General features: G+C 66.8%; 15 protein-coding genes and 1 tRNA gene. 5 read left to right on the top strand and 11 right to left on the bottom strand.

Annotation, left to right across the window (positions count from 1 at the left end; all coding sequences use genetic code 11):
- Positions 1-111 precede the first annotated feature (111 nt).
- The 4 genes from ACFPU0_RS28995 to ACFPU0_RS28980 are packed head-to-tail and all read right to left on the bottom strand — an operon-like array spanning position 112 to position 4,009.
- Entirely contained in the window at positions 112-1,164 is a 1,053-nt protein-coding gene (locus ACFPU0_RS28995) for an extracellular solute-binding protein (RefSeq protein ID WP_377696750.1), read from the bottom strand.
- Between the two features lie 49 nt (positions 1,165-1,213).
- On the bottom strand, positions 1,214-2,005 hold the full coding sequence (locus ACFPU0_RS28990) for an ABC transporter permease (RefSeq protein WP_377696749.1): 792 nt from the start codon (positions 2,003-2,005) through the stop codon (positions 1,214-1,216).
- The gene (locus ACFPU0_RS28985; RefSeq protein ID WP_377696748.1) at positions 2,005-2,919 is read right to left on the bottom strand and encodes an ABC transporter permease; all 915 of its coding nucleotides are present in this window, start codon (positions 2,917-2,919) and stop codon (positions 2,005-2,007) included. The genes ACFPU0_RS28990 and ACFPU0_RS28985 overlap by 1 nt, the downstream gene beginning before the upstream one ends.
- Before the next feature lies 1 nt (position 2,920).
- A complete protein-coding gene (locus ACFPU0_RS28980; protein ID WP_377696747.1) occupies positions 2,921-4,009 on the bottom strand; it encodes an ABC transporter ATP-binding protein in 1,089 nt (362 codons plus the stop codon).
- A 143-nt stretch (positions 4,010-4,152) separates the two neighbouring features.
- Between ACFPU0_RS28980 and ACFPU0_RS28975 the strand changes: the two genes are divergently transcribed.
- A complete protein-coding gene (locus ACFPU0_RS28975) occupies positions 4,153-4,842 on the top strand; it encodes a GntR family transcriptional regulator (protein ID WP_377696746.1) in 690 nt (229 codons plus the stop codon).
- Between the two features lie 8 nt (positions 4,843-4,850).
- Positions 4,851-5,588: an aspartate/glutamate racemase family protein gene (locus ACFPU0_RS28970; protein ID WP_377696745.1), complete on the top strand. Its 738-nt coding sequence runs from the start codon at positions 4,851-4,853 to the stop codon at positions 5,586-5,588.
- Between the two features lie 130 nt (positions 5,589-5,718).
- Here the strand turns inward: ACFPU0_RS28970 and ACFPU0_RS28965 are convergent, their stop codons facing one another.
- The 4 genes from ACFPU0_RS28965 to ACFPU0_RS28950 form a co-directional block, all read right to left on the bottom strand.
- Positions 5,719-6,189 (bottom strand): phage antirepressor, encoded by a 471-nt coding sequence (locus ACFPU0_RS28965; protein WP_377696744.1) that lies wholly within the window; start codon positions 6,187-6,189, stop codon positions 5,719-5,721.
- A gap of 353 nt (positions 6,190-6,542) precedes the next feature.
- Positions 6,543-7,484: a 1-phosphofructokinase family hexose kinase gene (locus ACFPU0_RS28960; protein WP_377696743.1), complete on the bottom strand. Its 942-nt coding sequence runs from the start codon at positions 7,482-7,484 to the stop codon at positions 6,543-6,545.
- A gap of 136 nt (positions 7,485-7,620) precedes the next feature.
- On the bottom strand, positions 7,621-8,496 hold the full coding sequence (locus tag ACFPU0_RS28955; protein ID WP_377696742.1) for an SDR family NAD(P)-dependent oxidoreductase: 876 nt from the start codon (positions 8,494-8,496) through the stop codon (positions 7,621-7,623).
- Positions 8,497-8,588: 92 nt separating this feature from the next.
- Positions 8,589-9,590 carry an AraC family transcriptional regulator gene (locus ACFPU0_RS28950; protein ID WP_377696741.1) on the bottom strand — a complete coding sequence of 334 codons (1,002 nt, stop codon included), beginning with the start codon at positions 9,588-9,590 and terminating at the stop codon, positions 8,589-8,591.
- A gap of 107 nt (positions 9,591-9,697) precedes the next feature.
- On the opposite strand from ACFPU0_RS28950, the gene ACFPU0_RS28945 reads away from it, so the two are divergent.
- Genes ACFPU0_RS28945 through ACFPU0_RS28935 form a run of 3 tightly spaced genes read left to right on the top strand, consistent with a single transcriptional unit; the run spans position 9,698 to position 11,648 of the window.
- The gene (locus ACFPU0_RS28945; RefSeq protein WP_377696740.1) at positions 9,698-10,039 is read left to right on the top strand and encodes a hypothetical protein; all 342 of its coding nucleotides are present in this window, start codon (positions 9,698-9,700) and stop codon (positions 10,037-10,039) included.
- Complete coding sequence (locus ACFPU0_RS28940) at positions 10,029-10,622, top strand: Dabb family protein (protein ID WP_377696739.1); 594 nt, start codon at positions 10,029-10,031, stop codon at positions 10,620-10,622. The genes ACFPU0_RS28945 and ACFPU0_RS28940 overlap by 11 nt, the downstream gene beginning before the upstream one ends.
- Before the next feature lie 51 nt (positions 10,623-10,673).
- A complete protein-coding gene (locus tag ACFPU0_RS28935; RefSeq protein WP_377696738.1) occupies positions 10,674-11,648 on the top strand; it encodes an NADP-dependent oxidoreductase in 975 nt (324 codons plus the stop codon).
- Positions 11,649-11,746: 98 nt separating this feature from the next.
- Here the strand turns inward: ACFPU0_RS28935 and ACFPU0_RS28930 are convergent.
- The 3 genes from ACFPU0_RS28930 to rpoD all read right to left on the bottom strand — a co-directional run bounded on the left by ACFPU0_RS28930 (position 11,747) and on the right by rpoD (position 17,560).
- A tRNA-Ile gene (locus ACFPU0_RS28930) sits at positions 11,747-11,823 on the bottom strand.
- A gap of 15 nt (positions 11,824-11,838) precedes the next feature.
- The gene (locus ACFPU0_RS28925; protein WP_377696737.1) at positions 11,839-15,576 is read right to left on the bottom strand and encodes a bifunctional diguanylate cyclase/phosphodiesterase; all 3,738 of its coding nucleotides are present in this window, start codon (positions 15,574-15,576) and stop codon (positions 11,839-11,841) included.
- A gap of 130 nt (positions 15,577-15,706) precedes the next feature.
- Positions 15,707-17,560, bottom strand: coding sequence for an RNA polymerase sigma factor RpoD (gene rpoD / locus ACFPU0_RS28920; protein WP_377696736.1), 1,854 nt, complete (start codon positions 17,558-17,560; stop codon positions 15,707-15,709).
- Between the last annotated feature and the right edge of the window lie 42 nt (positions 17,561-17,602).

Below are 17,602 nucleotides of genomic sequence, written 5' to 3'. Positions count from 1 at the left end.
ACAAGATTCGGCGTATCCGGGGACGTAGGATGGGTAGAGCGGAGCGAAACCCATGCTGCCGTGCACGGATTGATGGGTTTCGCTTCGCTCTACCGCATCCTACGAATTGCGTCAGCCCTTGAGCTTGGACCAGATGCGGTCCTGCAGCTCGCGGGCCTGGTTGCTGCATTCCTTCTCCGGGCGCAGGCGGTCGGCGAACTCCTCGGGCATGTTGATGGCGTCCATCACCTTCCACTTCTTGTCCAGCAGCGCATCACTGTCGATGCCGTTGGCATAGGCGATGGCGTTGGACACGGCGGCGGCGTTTTCCGGCTTCATCATCCAGTCGATGAACACCTTGGCGTTGCCCGGGTGCGGCGCGCTTTTCGGCACGGCGAAGTTGTCCTGGAACATGGCCACGCCTTCCCGCGGGTAGACGTACTTGATGGTGTTCTTCTGCAGGGTGGCGCGGGCGGTGGAGCCGTTCCAGTTCTGCATCATGATCACTTCGCCCGAGGCCATGCGGTCCACGGTGTTGTCGGAGCTGTACATCTTCAGGAAGGGCTTCTGCTTCTGCAGGAGTTCGAGGATGCGCTTGGCGTCCTGCGGGCTTTCGGTGCATTCGTCGACGCCCAGGTAATGGCTGGCGGCGTTGATCACGCTGCTGGGGGTGTCCAGCGCGGCGAGCTGGCCCTGCAGTTCCGGGCGCGGCTCGAAGAATTCCTTCCAGGAGTCGTCCAGCTTGCCGCCCGGCACCCGCGCGCTGTCATAGGAGAAGCCGGTGGTGCCCCAGAGGTAGGGCGCCGAGTACTTGCGGCCGGGGTCGAATTCGGGGTTGCGGAAGGCCGGCTTCACATGGGCGAAGTTCGGCAGGCTGGGGGCGTCGATTGCCTGCAGCAGGTCCTGCTGGATCAGCGTGCGCATGATGGAGTGCGACGGCACGATGACGTCGTAGCTGGCGCCGCCGGCCTGCAGCTTGGCCAGCAGCGTCTCGTTGCTGTCGTAGCCGTCCATGGTGACCTTGATGCCGGTCTCCTTCTCGAACTTGGCCAGGAGTTCCACCGGGTAGTAGTCGGTCCAGTTGTAGAAGAACAGCTCCTTGGGCTCGTCCGCCTGGGCGAACGTGGCGGCGAAACAGCTCAGGGCGAAACCGGCTACCCCATGACGCAATGCTTTCAACTTCATTGTTTTTCTCTCCGGTTGAAGAACAGGTTGGGCAGTGGTGGAGCAAGGTTCAGTTGGCGGGCTTGCCTCGCTGGCCGAGCCAGAAGGAGAGCACCACCAGGACGATGGAGATCAGCAGCATCAGGGTGGAGATGGCGTTGATCTCCGGGGTAACCCCGGCCTTGATGGCCGAGAAGATGTAGACCGGCAGCGTGGTCGAGCCGGGGCCGGCGACGAAGAAGGTCATGATGAAGTCGTCCAGGCTGACCACGAACGCCAGCACCGCACCGGACAGCACTGCTGGGAACAGCAGCGGCAGGGTCACCCGGCGGAAGGTGTGGAAGGGGTTGGCGTAGAGGTCGTTGGCCGCTTCCAGCAGGCTCTTGTCCAGGTCGTTCAGCCGCGCGCGGATCGGCAGGTAGGCAAACGGGATGCAGAAGCCGATGTGCGCGACTATCACCGTCAACAGGCCGAGCTTGATGCCGAGGGCCATGAACAGCAGCAGGGTGGCCACCGCGGTGACGATCTCCGGCAGGATCAGCGGCAGGTTGATGCCGCCTTCCACCATCTTCTGCCCGTAGAAGGGCTTGTAGGTGGCCAGCGCCGCCAGCAGGGCGATGGCGGTGGCGCAGACCGTGGCGATGCCGGCGACGATTACCGAGTTCAGCGCCGCCGCCTGGATCGACGGGTTGGCGAGGATGCGGCCGTACCAGGCGAAGGAGAACTCCGTCCACACTGTGGCGGTGCGGTTGGCGTTGAAGCTGTAGGCGATCAGCACCAGGATCGGCAGGTACAGGTAGGCCAGCACCAGCAGGCTGGTTTCGCGGGTCAGCGGCAGTTTCTTCAGGTGGTTGGCGATCATCAGCGGGCTCCCTGGCGGACGGCCTTGGCGGCTTTCTTGGCGTAGAGGGCGTAGAGCACCAGGGCCAGCAGCATCAGCCCGAGCAGGAGGAAGGACAGCGAGCTGCCCAGCGGCCAGTTGCGCGCGGTGCCGAACTGCTGCTGGATCAGGTTGCCGATCATCAGCGTCTTGCCGCCGCCGAGGATGGCGGGGGTGATGAAGGCGCCGAGGCTCGGCACGAACACCAGCAGGGAGCCGGCCACCACGCCGGGCATGGACAGCGGCAGGATCACCCGGCGCAGGGCCTTGGCGCGGTTGGCGCCGAGGTCGTAGGCGGCTTCCACCAGGCGCCAGTCGAGCTTCTCCAGGGTGGAGTAGATCGGCAGGATCATGAACGGCAGGAAGCTGTAGACCAGCCCCACCACCACGGCGAAATCGTTGTACAGCAGGGTGATGCCGCCGGCCTGGGGGAACAGCGCGTTGAGGCTCTGGGCCAGCCAGCCGTGCTCGCGCAGGATGATCAGCCAGGCGTAGTTGCGGATCAGCAGGTTGGTCCAGAAGGGGATGGTGATCAGCAGCACCATGATGTTGCGCGAGCGCTCGCTGAGGCTGGTCATCCACAGGGCGACGGGGAAACCGAGGAGGAAGCACAGCGACGTGGTGCCGCCGGCCTGCAGCACCGAGCGCAGCAGGGCCTGGGCGTAGACCCAGTTGAGCTCCAGGTTGCCGTCGAAATCCTCCTGGAAGAACAGCTGCACGTAACTCTGCCACTGCCAGTCGGCGCCCCAGTCGACGCCGCCGTAGAGGTTGCGCGGCAGCAGGCTGATGTAGCCCATGATGCCCAGCGGGATGGCGATCAGGCCGAGCAGGGTGAGCAGCACCGGCGACAGCAGCAACAGCCGGTTGAGGCTGGGGGAGGTGGCGCTGACGCTCATCTCAGGCCTCCATCAGCAGGCAGGCGTGGGGCGGCAGGTGCACCGCCACCGGTGAGCCCACGGCTCGGGCGCTGGTTCCGCCCTCGTTGCCTTCGCGCAGCATCACCTTCACATCGTTGGCCAGGCGGCACTGGTAGAGGGTGGCGGTGCCGACATAGAGCACGGCCTCGACCACCCCGCGCAGGTGGTGCGGCTGCGCCGGGTCCACCAGCTTCGAGCGCTCCGGGCGGAAGGCCAGCTGCACCTTGCCGGCGTTGAACTGCGCGCCTGGCGTGCAGGGGATTTCCACCGGCAGGCCATCGGGACGGAACAGGCTGCCGTTCTGCGGGCACTGGCGCAGTTGGCCGGGGAGGAAATTGATATCGCCGATGAAGTGGGCGACGAAACGGTGTTGCGGGCGTTCGTAGATTTCGTTTGGCGTGCCGATCTGCAGGATCCTGCCGCTGGACATCACCGCGATGCGGTCGGAGAGGGTCAGCGCCTCTTCCTGGTCGTGGGTGACGAAGATGAAGGTGATGCCGGCCTCCTGCTGCACCCGTTTCAGCTCCACCTGCATTTCCTTGCGCAGCTTGAGGTCCAGCGCTGACAGCGGCTCGTCCAGCAGCAGTACGTCCGGGCGCGGGGCCAGGGCGCGGGCCAGGGCCACCCGCTGTTGCTGGCCGCCGGAGAGTTCGGCCGGGCGGCGGCGGGCCAGGTGCTCCATCTGCACCAGGGCGAGCATCTCCTTGACCCGCGCGGGAATGGCGCCGCGCTCGATGCCCTGCATCTCCAGGCCGAAGGCGATATTCTCGGCCACGCTCATGTGCGGGAAGAGCGCGTAGCTCTGGAATACGGTGTTGACCCGGCGCTTGTAGGGTGGCAGCTGGTCCACGCGCTGCCCGCCGATGTGGATGGTGCCGGCGCTGACCTGCTCGAAGCCGGCGATGGACCGCAGCAGGGTGGTCTTGCCGCAGCCCGACGGGCCGAGGAGGGTGAAGAACTCGTTGTGGTGGATGCTCACCGAGACGTCGTCGAGTGCCGGCGCCACCTCGGGGTCATCGGTGTAGCGCTTGCTGACGCGTTGCACCTCGATGGAGGAAGTGTGCTTCATAGTGGTGCACTCCTCTTGTTTTTGTATGCAAAAATTGAATGCAATCTAGAAATACTCGGATTATGCTGACAACGCAACCGGGTTTTTCCGCCCATTCGTTTCCGGCGGAAATCGGGTTGCGAACGGAATCAGGGGAGTCACGAATGGCAGACAAGAAGCTGGAAACCACGGTCGATCGCGTCTACCAGGGGGTTTACCAGGCCATCAGCAACCGCTCGCTGCGGCCCGGCATGAAACTGGGTGAGGCCTCACTGGCGGAACTGTTCAATGTCAGCCGCACCTCGGTGCGGGCGGCGCTGAAGCAACTGGAGGCCGATGGCCTGGTCTCCACCGAGCCGAACAAGGGCGCCTGGGTGTCGCTGCCCAGCGACCAGGAGATCCGCTCGCTGTTCGAGACGCGGCGGCTGATCGAGATCGGCATCGTCACCGAGCTCTGCCGGCGGCGGGACAGCGCGGCCATGCAGGACCTGCGCGAGCACCTGCTGCTGGAAGAAGAGGCCCGCCGTAACCACGATCACGAGCGGCTGATCCACCTGCTCGGCGAGTTCCACATCAAGCTGGCCCAGGCGCTGAACAACCCGGTGCTGCTGGACTGGTTCCGCAAGCTCATCTCCCGCGCCTCGCTCTACGTAGCCGCGCTGGACGACGAGCGCCACGACGCCTGCCGCGACGACGAGCACCTGCGCCTGATCGAGTTCATCGAGTCGGGCAACCAGAACGCCGCCGTCGAGCTGACCTGCTTCCACCTGGCCGCCATCGAGACCGCCATCCTCGAGTCGGCCGGCAAGCTCAAGGCCAACTACCACCCGCTGAAGCACCTGATCGAGACCTGACCTCGGCCATGAAGATCCAGCTGATCAACCCGAACACCAGCGCCGCCATGACCGCCAGCCTGGCCGAAGCGGCGCGGCCCCTGCTGCGCCCCGGCAACCAGCTGCTGGCGGTGACCAATGGCGCCGGGCCGGCCTCCATCGAGGGCCACTACGACGAGGCCCTCAGCGTGCCCGGGTTGCTCCAGGCCATCCGCGACGGCGAGCGGGACGGCGCCGAAGGCCATGTGATCGCCTGTTTCGGCGACCCGGGCCTGCTGGCCGCGCGGGAGATCGCCCGGCACCCGGTGATCGGCATCGCCGAAGCGGCCATGCATCTCGCCACCTGGGTCGCCACCGGCTTCAGCATCGTCACCACCCTGGGCCGCACCAGGGTCATCGCCCGCCACCTGGTGGAGCGCTACGGCTTCCATCAGCATTGCCGGGGCATCCACGCGGTTGAGATTCCGGTGCTGGCGCTGGATCAGGACCCGCAAGGGCTGTTCCGCATCATGCGCGCGGCCTGCCTGGAGGCCCTGGAATGCGACGAGTCCGGCGCCATCGTCCTCGGCTGCGCCGGCATGAGCCACCTGGCTCAGGGGCTGCAGGAAGAACTGGGTGTGCCGGTGATCGACGGCGTCAGCGCCGCCCTGAAGATGGTGGAGCTACTGGGTGAACTGCGCCTGTCCACCAGCAAGCGCGGCGACCTCGACTTTCCCCTGCCCAAACCCTACGCGGGGTTTCTGCGAGGCTTCGCGGTAGGGGCCTGATCGCCCGGGCGGGTTGCATCCTGTAGGGGCGAATTCATTCGCCAAGGGCAGCGCAGCTGCCCCGATGGAATCCGCTGGGCAGACCTACGGCCTGCTTGGCGAATGAATTCGCCCCTACAAGGTGTTCTGCCTATGGCAGCAGCATTTGGCCCTTCCCCTCGAACAACTCCGCCACATCCGCTACCCGCACCCAACGCCGCCCCTGCCACTCCATCAGGCTGTATTCCTTCCCCTGCCAGGCCACCCGGCGTTGCCTGGGGAGTTGCGGGTTGGCCGCCGAGCGCAGGCCGGACACCACCTCGCCGGTGAACCATTGGCGCAAGCCGCGGTGTTCGGGGTGGTAGAAATTCACCCTCAGCAACTCGCAGACGGCGCTTTCGCTGAACAGCAACTCCTGCTCGACTTCACCCTGGTGGTTCTCCAGAAGCGCGTAGCGCCACTGGTCAGGGTCCAGTTTGCGGGTCAGGCGGTCATCGACGTGGCAGTTGGTCAGCGGGCCCAGGTCGCGGGCCACCACCCAGGCCTGGTCGTCGATCAGCAGGGCACGAAGCGCGCGGTGATGGCGGTGGAAAACGGTGGGGACGAAATAGTCGTGGGACATGTGCAGACTCCTTCCTGGTATCGGGGAGCCGCCACCTGATCCTTGGTGTTTAAGGGTGGCGGACCGTACGAGGTGTGGAATCCCGGCCTTAGCACGATAACCGGTGGGCGTGAGCCCCCCTCGCACGGTCCGCCATAGATGGCCAGGCTCATCGAACAAGACTTCCATTCGCTGACCCTGCTTATGGCGGTGTTGCGATTGTGCTAAACGTCGGGATTCCACTCCCGGTCACACCCGAGGGCATGACGGTGGGAGAAGCTACAGAGGGACTTTGTAGGCCGGCAATGACGAGCCGGAGTAGGAATTCTCGGAAGAACCCTGGCGCCGAATCCTCTCGAAGCCAGGGCCAACGGCTAGCGCCCCGATATCCAGCGGAACAACCGCTCCGTATCCTCCCGCCGACACAGCTCGCCACCCTCGGCCATGATCGCCGCGGTCCCGGCCGCCACCCCGTAACGTGCGGCCTCCAGCCAGCCGGCCCCTGCCGCCAGTTTCAGGGTGAGCGCCGCTACCAGGCTGTCGCCCGCGCCGACCGTGCTCCGCCGCGCCACCGTGGGCGCGGGGATGCGTTCGCTCAGCGAGTCGGTGACCAGCAGCGCGCCTTGCGGCCCCAGGGACACCAGCACCGCCTCGCAACGCCCGGCGTCCACCAGGGCGCGTGCGATCTGCGCGAGTTGCTCCGGCTCGGCGATGTCCACCCCGGCGAGCGCGCTCAGCTCTTCCAGGTTGGGCTTGATCAGGAAAATACCGCCTGCGTCCAGCGCCTGGCGCAATCCGCTACCGGTGCTGTCGAGCACAAGGCGCGCCCCGCGCTCTGCGGCAACCTGCAACAGGCGCGGCAGGAAGTCCTCCGCCAGGCCCTCGGGCAGGCTGCCGCTGACCACCAGGTAATCAGGCGCCGGCAGCGACGCCAGGGCGTGCAGCAAGGCGTCCTGCTCCGTCACCGAGAGCCGCGCGCCGGGCAGGACGAGACGGTACTGCTGGCCATCGGCCTGGTTGGTCACGTTGATGCACTCGCGCGTCCACTCCGCGATCGGCACCACCAGTTTCGCGACGCCCTCGGCTTCCAGCCGTTCCACCAGGTGCTGCCCGGTCGAGCCCCCTGCCGGAAACAGCGCCAGGACCTTGCCGCCCAGCCGGTGGATCGCCCTGGCCACGTTGATCCCGCCGCCGCCGGGAAAATAGCGCGGCGCGCTGCAGCGCAGCTTGTCGTTGGGACACAGGCGCGGAACCCCGGTGACGACGTCCAGCGCCGGGCACAGGGTCAGGGTGAGGATGCGGGTGGTGGTGGCCATGCTGCGGACCCCGCACGAGTAGGGAGTGACTTCAGCATCAGCGTAGGCGAGTAGCGGCGTAGCGCAGCGCCCGCTATCGGCCTGCAACGAAGAAGCCGCGCAAGGCGCGGCTTCTGGTCGATGCTCAAGTCTGGCGTCAGCCCGACACGGCTTCTATGCCGGGGTGCGCATAGGGCGGGAGGACAGGCGCCGGCAGCGTCTCGCGCCCGTCCAGGGAGTGGACGGTGAGCCCGGCGGAGAGCGGGAAGTGCAGGCTGTGGGTGAGCAGCCCGGTGCGTTCCCGGGCGGGCAAGTGACAGAGCGCCAGCGCCGTCTCGGCCAGGTACTCCACCCGCTCGGTCGGGTATTCGGCCGGGATGTAGCGGGCGGCACCCGGCGTGAGGATCGCGGTGCTCGGCGCGACCAGGTTGACCGCGATGTCGTCGGCCTCCAGCTCGGCGGCCAGCCCCTGGGTGAAGCGCGCCAGGGCGGCCTTGGCGGCGGCATAGACACTGATGCCGCCCAGCCGGGCGAAGTCGTCGTAGGGCTTGAGGGGCGGCAGGGCGGTGACCGAGCCGAGGTTGACTATCCAACCGGCGCCGCGCTGGCGCATCAGCGGAATCGCGGCCTTGCAGAGGGCAAAGGGAATGCGCAGGTAGTGGTCCAGCGTGCGTTCGTAGACCTCCAGCGGCATGTCCTCCACGCGGTGGTAGTCCGCCACCCCGGCATTGTTCACCAGGATGTCCAGCCCGCCTGCCAGCTGCGCGGCGCGGGCCGGCAACGCATCGCGCTCGGCCTCGTCGCACAGGTCCACGGCCAGCGGGATGGCGCGGCCACCGGCCGCTTCGATCAGGGCCACGGTTTCGGCCAGGGTCCCGCTCATGCTCGCCGAATGCTCCAGGCTGCGCGCCGCGACCACTACCGTGGCGCCTTCTGCGGCAAGACGCTGGGCGATGGCGCGGCCGATGCCGCGGCTGGCGCCGGTCACCAGTGCGACCTTGCCGGCGAGTTTGGGCTTGCGGGGATGGGGCATGGTTCATCTCCTCTGGGTTGGATGAACCGATTGTGCGAGGGCCGGTTTCCGGCAACCGTCGCCCTCTCACTCAAGGAGCGCTACCGGATCGCTCAATGGGCGTTTCGGTAATGGCTGGGCGGATGACCCGTCAGCCGCACCATGGCACGACGCATCGCGGCGGCGTTGCTGAACCCCAGATAGCCGGCCACACGCTCGATGGGCCACTCGGTACTGCGCAGGTAATGCTTCGCCGCCTCCAGCAGGCAGGCCTCGCGCAGGGCGCGGTAGCCGGTGCCTTCGGCGTGCAGTCGGCGGCGCAGCGTGGCCACGCTGAGGGACAGCGCGGCGCCGAGTTCCTGCTGGGTCGGCAGGGGCGCCTGCCGTGCCAGGGCGGCATCGATGAAACTGCGCACCTGCTGGGCCAGCGGAACCTGCGAGGCGGGCTCGCCGGCGGCCAGGCGGAACGGGAAGTCCACCAGGAAGGCTTCGAGCTCCGCAGGCTGGCGCCGCACCGGACGCGTCAGCAGCGCGGCGTCGAAGACGAAGCCGTAGGTCGGTTGCCCGACGTCCACGGGGCAGTCGAACAGGCTGAGGAAAGGAATGGCGTCCTCGCGGTTCGGGTGGCCGAGAAAGTTGCGCAGCGGGCGGATCGGTTCGCCGATCAGCCAGGCGAACAGGCGCTGGTAGAACAGCAGCCCGGTGACATCCACCAGGCAGGCCGCCGGGCTCTGCCGGCGGCGCAGCGAGTCCATGCGAAAGACCGCTGCGCCCTCGACGGTGGAAAGGCTCAGCGCCCCCGCTCGCGGGTGCAGCATCGCACAGAAGTCGGCGGCGCAGTGGATGGCATCGGCCAGGGTCTGGCAACTCAGCAGGCAGCGGCAGAGCAGGTCCACCTCGCGCTTGCGCATGGGTGGGTGGCCGTCGCACTGGGCGACCTGGGCTTCCAGGTGCTCGATGGCCGAACGGTACAGCGTGGCGAATGCACCGGCTGACAGGTGCCCGGCCGCGTCGGCCATCGCCGCGCTGTCGGCGCCGCTGCGGCGTAACTCATCCAGCAGCCGGGTACCGAGGCTTGGCGCGGGTGGAACTTCGGCGGAACGGGATCGCGACATACAGGCCAGCCTGAGCGTTCTGGTGGCGTTGGGTGATCGGCCGGGTAGCGGTCCGGCCGGGCATGAGCATGCAGGATAGCCCTCGAACTTGGCAAAGGGCCCGATCGATGATTCACCTTCTTGACGAACTCACCCTCGACGCCAGCGATGTGAAACAGGTGCTGGCGCTGCTCGACGAGGAATTGCTGCCGGGCCGAGCGGAGCCCGTTCCGCACCTGCTGAACCGCTGGGTCTCGCCACCGGTGGTAGTGCCCGGCGTGCCCACCACGCTCTGGCTGCTCTGGCAGGTGCCCGATGTGCCGGCCTATTACCGGATGCGCGGCAACCCCGGTTCGACGCCGGCCGTCTGGCCGAAGCTGGACCGTTTCTGCCGCCAGCGGCGGCGCCACGTCCTGACTGACGCAGAGGCGACGCTGCCGCTGCCTGGGGAGTTCGATCATGCAGGCTGAAATCGCTCAGGTTTACCTCGCCGCCGATGCCGACCAGCCTGCCTTCGAGCAGGCCCTGGCGCGCTGGTGCCTGTCCCATCCCGGTGCCTTCGGCGGCCGCAACCTGCCGGGCTGCTGGGGCGCGGGGGACTTCAGCGTCGAGTTGCGCGGAGCGGACGCGGCCGGTCTGGAAGCCTTGCCCGGCGTGGCGCGGGTGGACCGGCTCAGCCATGGGCGCATCGGCGGAGGCACCCGCGCACCGGGCCTCTCCGGCGGCATCCTGCGCACCTTGCTGTTGCGGGTGCGGGCGGACGTCCCGGCAAGCCAGGTGGCGGCACTGGAGCGCGAACTGCTGGCCATGCCCGACTACATGGCGGGCATCCGCAACTGGCAACTCGGCCGCGTCACCTCCGGCAGCGGCTGGACCCACGTCTGGCAGCAGGAGTTCGCCGAGGTGGGCGACCTGCAGGGCGAGTACCTGCTGCATCCCTACCACTGGGGCTGGGTCGACCGCTGGTTCGACCCGGCCTTCCCCGAGTGGACGGTCGAGGCCATCTGCCATGCGTACTGCCCGCTGCCGGCGAGCATCCTGGCGGCGGACTGAGCGAGCGCTGCCCATCCACAGGCGACAGCGCCTATCCAACGGAGAACGAACATGCGTGCAGTGGTAATGGAGCGCCTCGGCGGCGCCGAGGTCCTGCAACTGGCCGAACTGGAGACCCCTCGGCCGGGGACGGGTGAAGTGCTGGTGCGGGTGATGTGCGCCGGGGTCAACCCGGCCGACTGGAAATGCCGGGAGGGCTACCTGGGCGGCTTCCTCGAATACCGGTTCCCCTTCGTCCTCGGTTTCGACCTGGCGGGCACCGTGAGTGCCGTGGGCGAGGGCGTGGACGACCTGCCACCGGGCACCCGGGTCTTCGCCCAGAGTGACGTCGGAGTCGGCAAATGGGGCTCCTATGCCGAATACGCCTGCGTCTCCCGCGCCTCCGTGGTGAGGATGCCGGACAACCTCGACTTCGCCGCTGCCGCGGCTGTCCCGACCCCGGCCCTGGCGGCCTGGGCCGGGTTGTTCGACGAAGGTGGCCTGCGCCCCGGGATGAAGGTGCTGATCCACGGTGGCGGCAGCGCCGTGGGCGGCTTCGCCATCCAGTTCGCGCGCTGCGCCGGGGCGCAGATCGCTGCCACCTGCAGCGAGGACAACCTGGCCCATGTGCGTGGCGTGGGGGCCGAATGCGCCATCGACTATCGCGCCGGCGATATCCACGAGACCCTGCGGCAGTGGGCGCCGGAAGGCGTCGACCTGGTGCTGGACTGCATTGGCGGCGGCAGCCTGCCCGATGGCCTCGACCTGCTGCGCCCCGGCGGCATCCTGGTGGCCATCCTCACCCTGGCGCCGGGGGATGCCGGGCCCGACCACGCCGAGGCCGCCCGGCGCGGCCTGCGCACGGCGGTGGCCTACAGCCGCATGCCCAGCGGCGAGGCGCTGGGCCGGATCGCCGCCCTGCTGGCGGCCGGACGCGTACACCCGCCACGCCTGGAGGTGCTGCCGCTGGCCGAGGTGGCGACGGCCCATGAGCGCCTGCAACAGGGCCGCGCGCGCACCAAGCAGGTCCTGCGGGTTGCCGATTGAGTGGAGAGCCGGCCGCGGGCTGCCGGGTTTGCCTGGCCGCGGGGCATGAAGACGGGACACTGGAAAGACGAAAGCCGCGCACTGCGCGGCTTTTGATTTGGTGGGCCCACACGGACTCGAACCGTGGACCAAAGGATTATGAGTCCTCTGCTCTAACCGACTGAGCTATAGGCCCCAGAAGGCCGGCGGATTATACAGGCGCCTTTTGCTGGGAGCCAAGCGTGTGGAGGGGGCTGAGGAATTTTCGCGTGAAGATCTCGGCCGGCAGTGCGGGACTGACGATGAATCCTTGAATCTGTTCGCATCCCTCGGCGGCGAGGAAGTTTTCCTGGGCCTTGGTCTCGACGCCTTCGGCGATCACGGTGAGCTGCATGCTGCGGCCCAGGGCGATGATGGCGCGGCTGATGGCCGCGTCGTTGGGATCGTCGGGAAGGCCGCGGACGAAGGACTTGTCGATCTTCAGCACGTCCAGCGGCAGTCGCTTGAGGTAGCTCAGGGACGAGTAGCCGGTGCCGAAGTCGTCGATGGCCAGTTGCACGCCCAGGGCCTTGAGGCTGTGCAGCACGCCGAGGGCTTCCTCGGCCTGGCTCATGATGAAGCCTTCGGTGATTTCCAGCTGCAGGCGCTGAGGCTCCAGGCCGAGCCCCTGGATCAGCTGCTGCAGGCGTTCCACCAGCAGCGGCTGGCGCAGCTGGGCGCCGGCGAGGTTGATCGAGAGCGGGCCGAAGGGCGCATGGCCTTCCTGCCACTGTTGCATCTGACGGCAGGCGTGCTGCAGCACCCAGTCGCCCAGCGGCAGGATGAGGCCGGTTTCTTCGGCCAGGGGGATGAAGCGTTCCGGTGGGATCTCGCCGAACTGCGGGTGGTGCCAGCGTATCAGCGCCTCGGCGCCGACCAGGGTCTGCTGTTGCAGGCTGAACTTCGGCTGATAGCACAAGGACAGTTCATTGCGCTCCAGGGCGCGACGCAGTTCGGTTTCCAGGGCCATGCGCTCGGTGGCCTGGCTGGTCAGGTCGCGGGTGTAGAGTTCGATGCGGTTGCGGCCGCGGGCCTTGGCCCGGTACATGGCGGCGTCGGCGTTCTTCACCAGGGTGGCGACGTCCAGGCCGTGTTCCGGGAACAGGCTGATGCCGATGCTGGCGCTCATGAAGAATTCGTGCTGGCCGGCGGGGAACGGCCCTTCGAAGCAGTGCAGCAACTTGCTGGCCACGGCCTGGGCATCGCCGGCGTTGTGCAGCCCTGGCAGCAGGATGATGAATTCGTCGCCGCCCAGGCGGGCCACGGTGTCGATGTCCCGCAGTTGCTGGCGCAGGCGGCTGGCGATGCTCTTCAGCAACAGGTCGCCCACCGGGTGGCCGAGGCTGTCGTTGATGTGCTTGAAACGGTCCAGGTCGATGAAGAGGACCGCGCCGTGGTGATTGTCATTGGCGGCGTCGGTGATGGCCAGCTGCAGGCGGCTCTCGAACAGGAGGCGGTTGGGCAGTCCGGTGAGCGGATCATGGTGGGCCTGGTAGTCGAGGCGGGCCTGGGCGTGTTTCAGCGGTGAGATGTCGGCGAACACGCCGACGTAATGGGTGACCTGCTGGCGACGGTTGCGCACGGCGTTGATGGTGAGCCATTCGGGGTAAGGTTCGCCGTTCTTGCGACGGTTCCAGATTTCCCCCTGCCAGTGGCCTTCGTTCTCCAGTTGGTGCCACATGGCCGCGTAGAAGGCGCTGTCGTGCTGGCCGGAGGCGAGCAGGCGCGGTGATTGGCCGAGGGCCTCGCTCTCGCTGTAGCCGGTGATTTCGCTGAAGGCACGGTTGACCGCGGTGATGCGCTGTTCGGTATCGGTGATCATCACGCCTTCGGCGGTGCTTTCGAAGACGGTGGCGGCCTGGAGCAGCTTCTCCTGCATCTGCTGGCGCTCGGTGATGTCACGGGCGATGGTCAGCATGCAGGCGTCGCCGCCGATGGGGATGGGTTGGGAGGACAGTTCGCAGAGACGGACCTGGCCTGACTTGGTGCGCACGGCGGTAGTGAAGTGCTGGATGCTGCCCTGCTCGTGGATGACCCGGATCATGTGCTCACGGTCGACGGGGTTGGCCCAGAGGCCGAGTTCCAGGGTGGAGCGGTCGGCGATGTCCTGGGGGCTGTAGCCGGTTATCCGGCTGAAGCCTTCGTTGGCCTCCACCAGCAGGCCGTCGCTGATGCGGGTGATGAGCAGGCCGTCCGGGGAGGCGTGGAAGGCGCGGGCGAACTTTTCTTCGGAAACCTGGAGCTGCTGCTGGGTTTCCTTGACCTGGGTGATGTCGCGGACCACCACCACCAGCGCCGGGGTGTCGTCCAGATCGATGGCCTGGGCGGAGATCAGGCCGGTGAAGGTCTCGCCATCGGAGCGGCGGAAGGGCATTTCCAGGTTGTGCAGCGGGTTGCCTTGCTGCAGCCGCTGGAGGAGCTTCGGGCCGATGCCGGGGATGCCCCAGATGTCGAGTTCGGTGGCGGTCCTGCCGAGAGCCTCGCTGGCCTTGAGGCCGATCTGCTGTTCGAAGGTGTGGTTGACCGCCAGCAGGCTGCCATCGGTGCGGCGGGCGATGACGATGATGTCCGGGCAGTTGTGGAACACCGAGGCGAATTTCTGCTCGGAGAGTTGCAGGGCTTGCTCGGTCTGCTTGGCCTCGGTGATGTCGATCATCAGGCCGCGCATCATCTGGGTTTCGCCATGGGGGATGAGGGTGATGATGTCGCGCACCCAGAGGATCCGGCCGTCGGCTGCGATCATTCGGTAGTCGAGACTGTGGTCACGACCGGCGAGCGTCTCCGCCTCGCAGAAGGCGTTGGCCCAGGCCGAGTCGTCGGGATGCAGGGTTCGCCGCCAGAAGCCCGGCTCGAGCCAGGTGGCGATGGGATAGCCGAGCAGCCGCTCCGCGTGGGGTGAGACGTAGGTGTAGCGATAGTCCTCCACGCGCATTTCCCAGGCGATGGCGTTGAGGCTTTCCACCAGGCCGCGGTAGTGCTGTTCGCTGCTGCGCAACTCGTCCTGCAAGGCGACGCGGCTGGCCATTTCGCTGCTGAGCCGGCGGTTGACGCTCAGGACGAAGGCGAGCACGCCGGCGAGCAGCAGCAGGCCGGGCAGCCCGAAGAGCAGGATGTGCGTCCAGTCGGTGCGTTGATAGAGCGCGTCGCCCACCCAGCGTTCCTGGATGGTGGCGGCCTCGTCCGGCGTGATGTCGGCGAAGACCTTGTCGAGGATGCCGGCCAGGAGCGGGTGGTTCTTCGGCGTGGCCATGGCCAACTGGTAGCGATAGGGCGTCTCACCGCTGATGCTGATGCCGTCGATCTTGAGCTGGCGCAGGCTCCAGACGCTGGAGGCGAGGTCGCCAACGAAGGCGTCCACCTGGCCGGTGGCCAGGGCCTGCAGGGCGGCGGCCACCGAGGGATAGGCCTGAAGGCTGAGGTCGGGATGCTGCCGGCGGAGCAGTTCGTGGGGGGCGTAGTCGGCGACGACGCCGACGCGCAGGCCGTAGAGGTCCTCGAGGTCGGCGGGGCTCGAGCCCCCGGTCTGCGACAGGATGACGATGGGGAAGTCGAGGTAGGGGCGGGTGAAGAACAGGTATTCCTGGCGTTCCGGGGTGGACATGATGCCGGGGAGCAGGTCCAGGTCGCCATCCCGTGCCTGCTGCAGCACCTGGCCCCAGTTGCTGGGCTCGATGGGGGTGAGTTTCACGCCCAGGCGCTGGCGGATCTGCTCGATGTAGTCGGCGGCCAGCCCCTGGTGGCGGCCATCGGCGTCACGAAACTCGAAGGGAGGCCAGGAGGCGTCTATGCCCAGGCGCAGCTCCCGGTGTTCGTCGAGCCAGGCCTGTTCCTGCGGGGTAAGCGTCAGGGCACCGGCCGGGAAGGTCCAGAGTGCCAGCCACAGCATCAGTACGGCCCGCGCTCGCGCCATTGGCGGCCTCGTTCCTTGAAGGGATGTCAGACAGCAGTGTAGACGTGGCCGCTTGCCAGCTGGAAGTGGCGGGCGGGTTTCCCGGGGGCGAAAAGAAAACCCCCGGACTGGCCGGGGGTTCTCGTGTCGCTTACTCGTCGAGGAAGGAGCGCAGGTGCTCGCTTCGCGACGGGTGGCGCAGCTTGCGCAGTGCCTTGGCTTCGATCTGGCGGATACGCTCGCGGGTCACATCGAACTGCTTGCCGACTTCCTCGAGGGTGTGGTCGGTGTTCATGTCGATGCCGAAGCGCATGCGCAGTACCTTGGCTTCACGGGCGGTGAGGCCGGCCAGCACTTCGCGGGTGGCTTCCTTGAGGCTTTCCACGGTGGCCACGTCGATCGGGGACTGCATGGTGCTGTCCTCGATGAAGTCGCCCAGGTGCGAGTCCTCGTCGTCGCCGATCGGGGTCTCCATGGAGATCGGCTCCTTGGCGATCTTCAGCACCTTGCGGATCTTGTCCTCGGGCATCTCCATGCGCTCGCCAAGCTCTTCCGGAGTGGGCTCGCGGCCCATTTCCTGCAGCATCTGGCGGGAGATGCGGTTGAGCTTGTTGATGGTCTCGATCATGTGCACCGGGATACGGATGGTCCGCGCCTGGTCGGCGATCGAGCGGGTGATCGCCTGACGGATCCACCAGGTGGCGTAGGTCGAGAACTTGTAGCCGCGACGGTATTCGAACTTGTCCACCGCCTTCATCAGGCCGATGTTGCCTTCCTGGATCAGGTCTAGGAACTGCAGGCCACGGTTGGTGTACTTCTTGGCGATGGAGATCACGAGACGCAGGTTGGCCTCGACCATCTCCTTCTTCGCCCGGCGGGCCTTGGCCTCGCCGATGGACATGCGGCGGTTGACGTCCTTGATCTCGTTGACGGTCAGTTCGACTTCCTGCTCGAGATCCACCAGCTTCTGCTGGTTGCGCTTGATGTCGTCCACCAGCTTGCCGATGGCTTCGGCGTACTTGGCCTTGCCCTTGGCCAGGCCGTCGGCCCAGGTCAGGTCGACTTCGTTGCCCGGGAACAGGCGCAGGAAGTCGGCGCGAGGCATGCGCGCGTCACGCACGCAGAGCTGCATGATGGCGCGTTCCTGGGCGCGGACGCGGTCCAGGGCGCTGCGGACTTTTTCCACCAGGGCGTCGAATTGCTTGGGCACCAGCTTGATCGGCATGAACAGCTCGGCCAGGGCCAGCAGTTCTTCGATAGCCTGCTTGCTGTCGCGACCGTGCTTCTTCAGGGCCTTCTTGGCCTTGTCCAGCTGTTCGGAAACAGCGGTGAAGCGGCGCAGGGCTTCTTCCGGGTCCGGACCACCGTCGCCTTCTTCCTCGGTTTCCTCGCCGTCGCCTTCCTCGTCTTCGTCTTCGTCCTTGTCCTTGGCCGAAGCGGTGTCGTCCTTCAGGTCGACCGGCTCGACTTCCTCGGCCGGCAGGGTGCCGTCATCGGGGTCGATGTAGCCGCTGAGAACGTCGGACAGGCGGCCACCTTCGCTGGTGATGCGCTGGTATTCGGCGAGGATGCCGTCGACAGTGCCGGGGAAGTGGGCGATGGCACTCATCACTTCGCGGATGCCTTCCTCGATGCGTTTGGCGATTTCGATCTCGCCTTCGCGGGTCAGCAGTTCCACGGTACCCATTTCGCGCATGTACATGCGCACCGGGTCGGTAGTGCGGCCGATGTCGGTCTCCACCGCGGCCAGGGCGGCGGCGGCTTCTTCGGCGGCGGCTTCGTCGGTATCGGCTTCGGCCAGCAACAGGGCATCCGCATCCGGGGCACTCTCGAATACGTTGATCCCCATGTCGTTGATCATGCGGATGATGTCTTCCACCTGTTCCGGATCGGAAATATCCTCCGGCAGGTGGTCGTTGACCTCCGCGTAAGTCAGGTATCCCTGCTCACGGCCACGGGCGATCAACTCTTTGAGGCGAGACTGCTGTTGCGCTTTTCCGGACATAGCACCCTATCCACTTAAGGTCTTGGCGGGCTGAAAACAAGC

Origin of the sequence: Pseudomonas sp. GCM10022186, assembly GCF_042656385.1 — a bacterium.
Classification (GTDB): domain Bacteria; phylum Pseudomonadota; class Gammaproteobacteria; order Pseudomonadales; family Pseudomonadaceae; genus Metapseudomonas.
The sequence above is the reverse complement of the archived record's forward strand: the minus strand, read 5'-3'. Positions and strand labels throughout refer to the sequence as shown.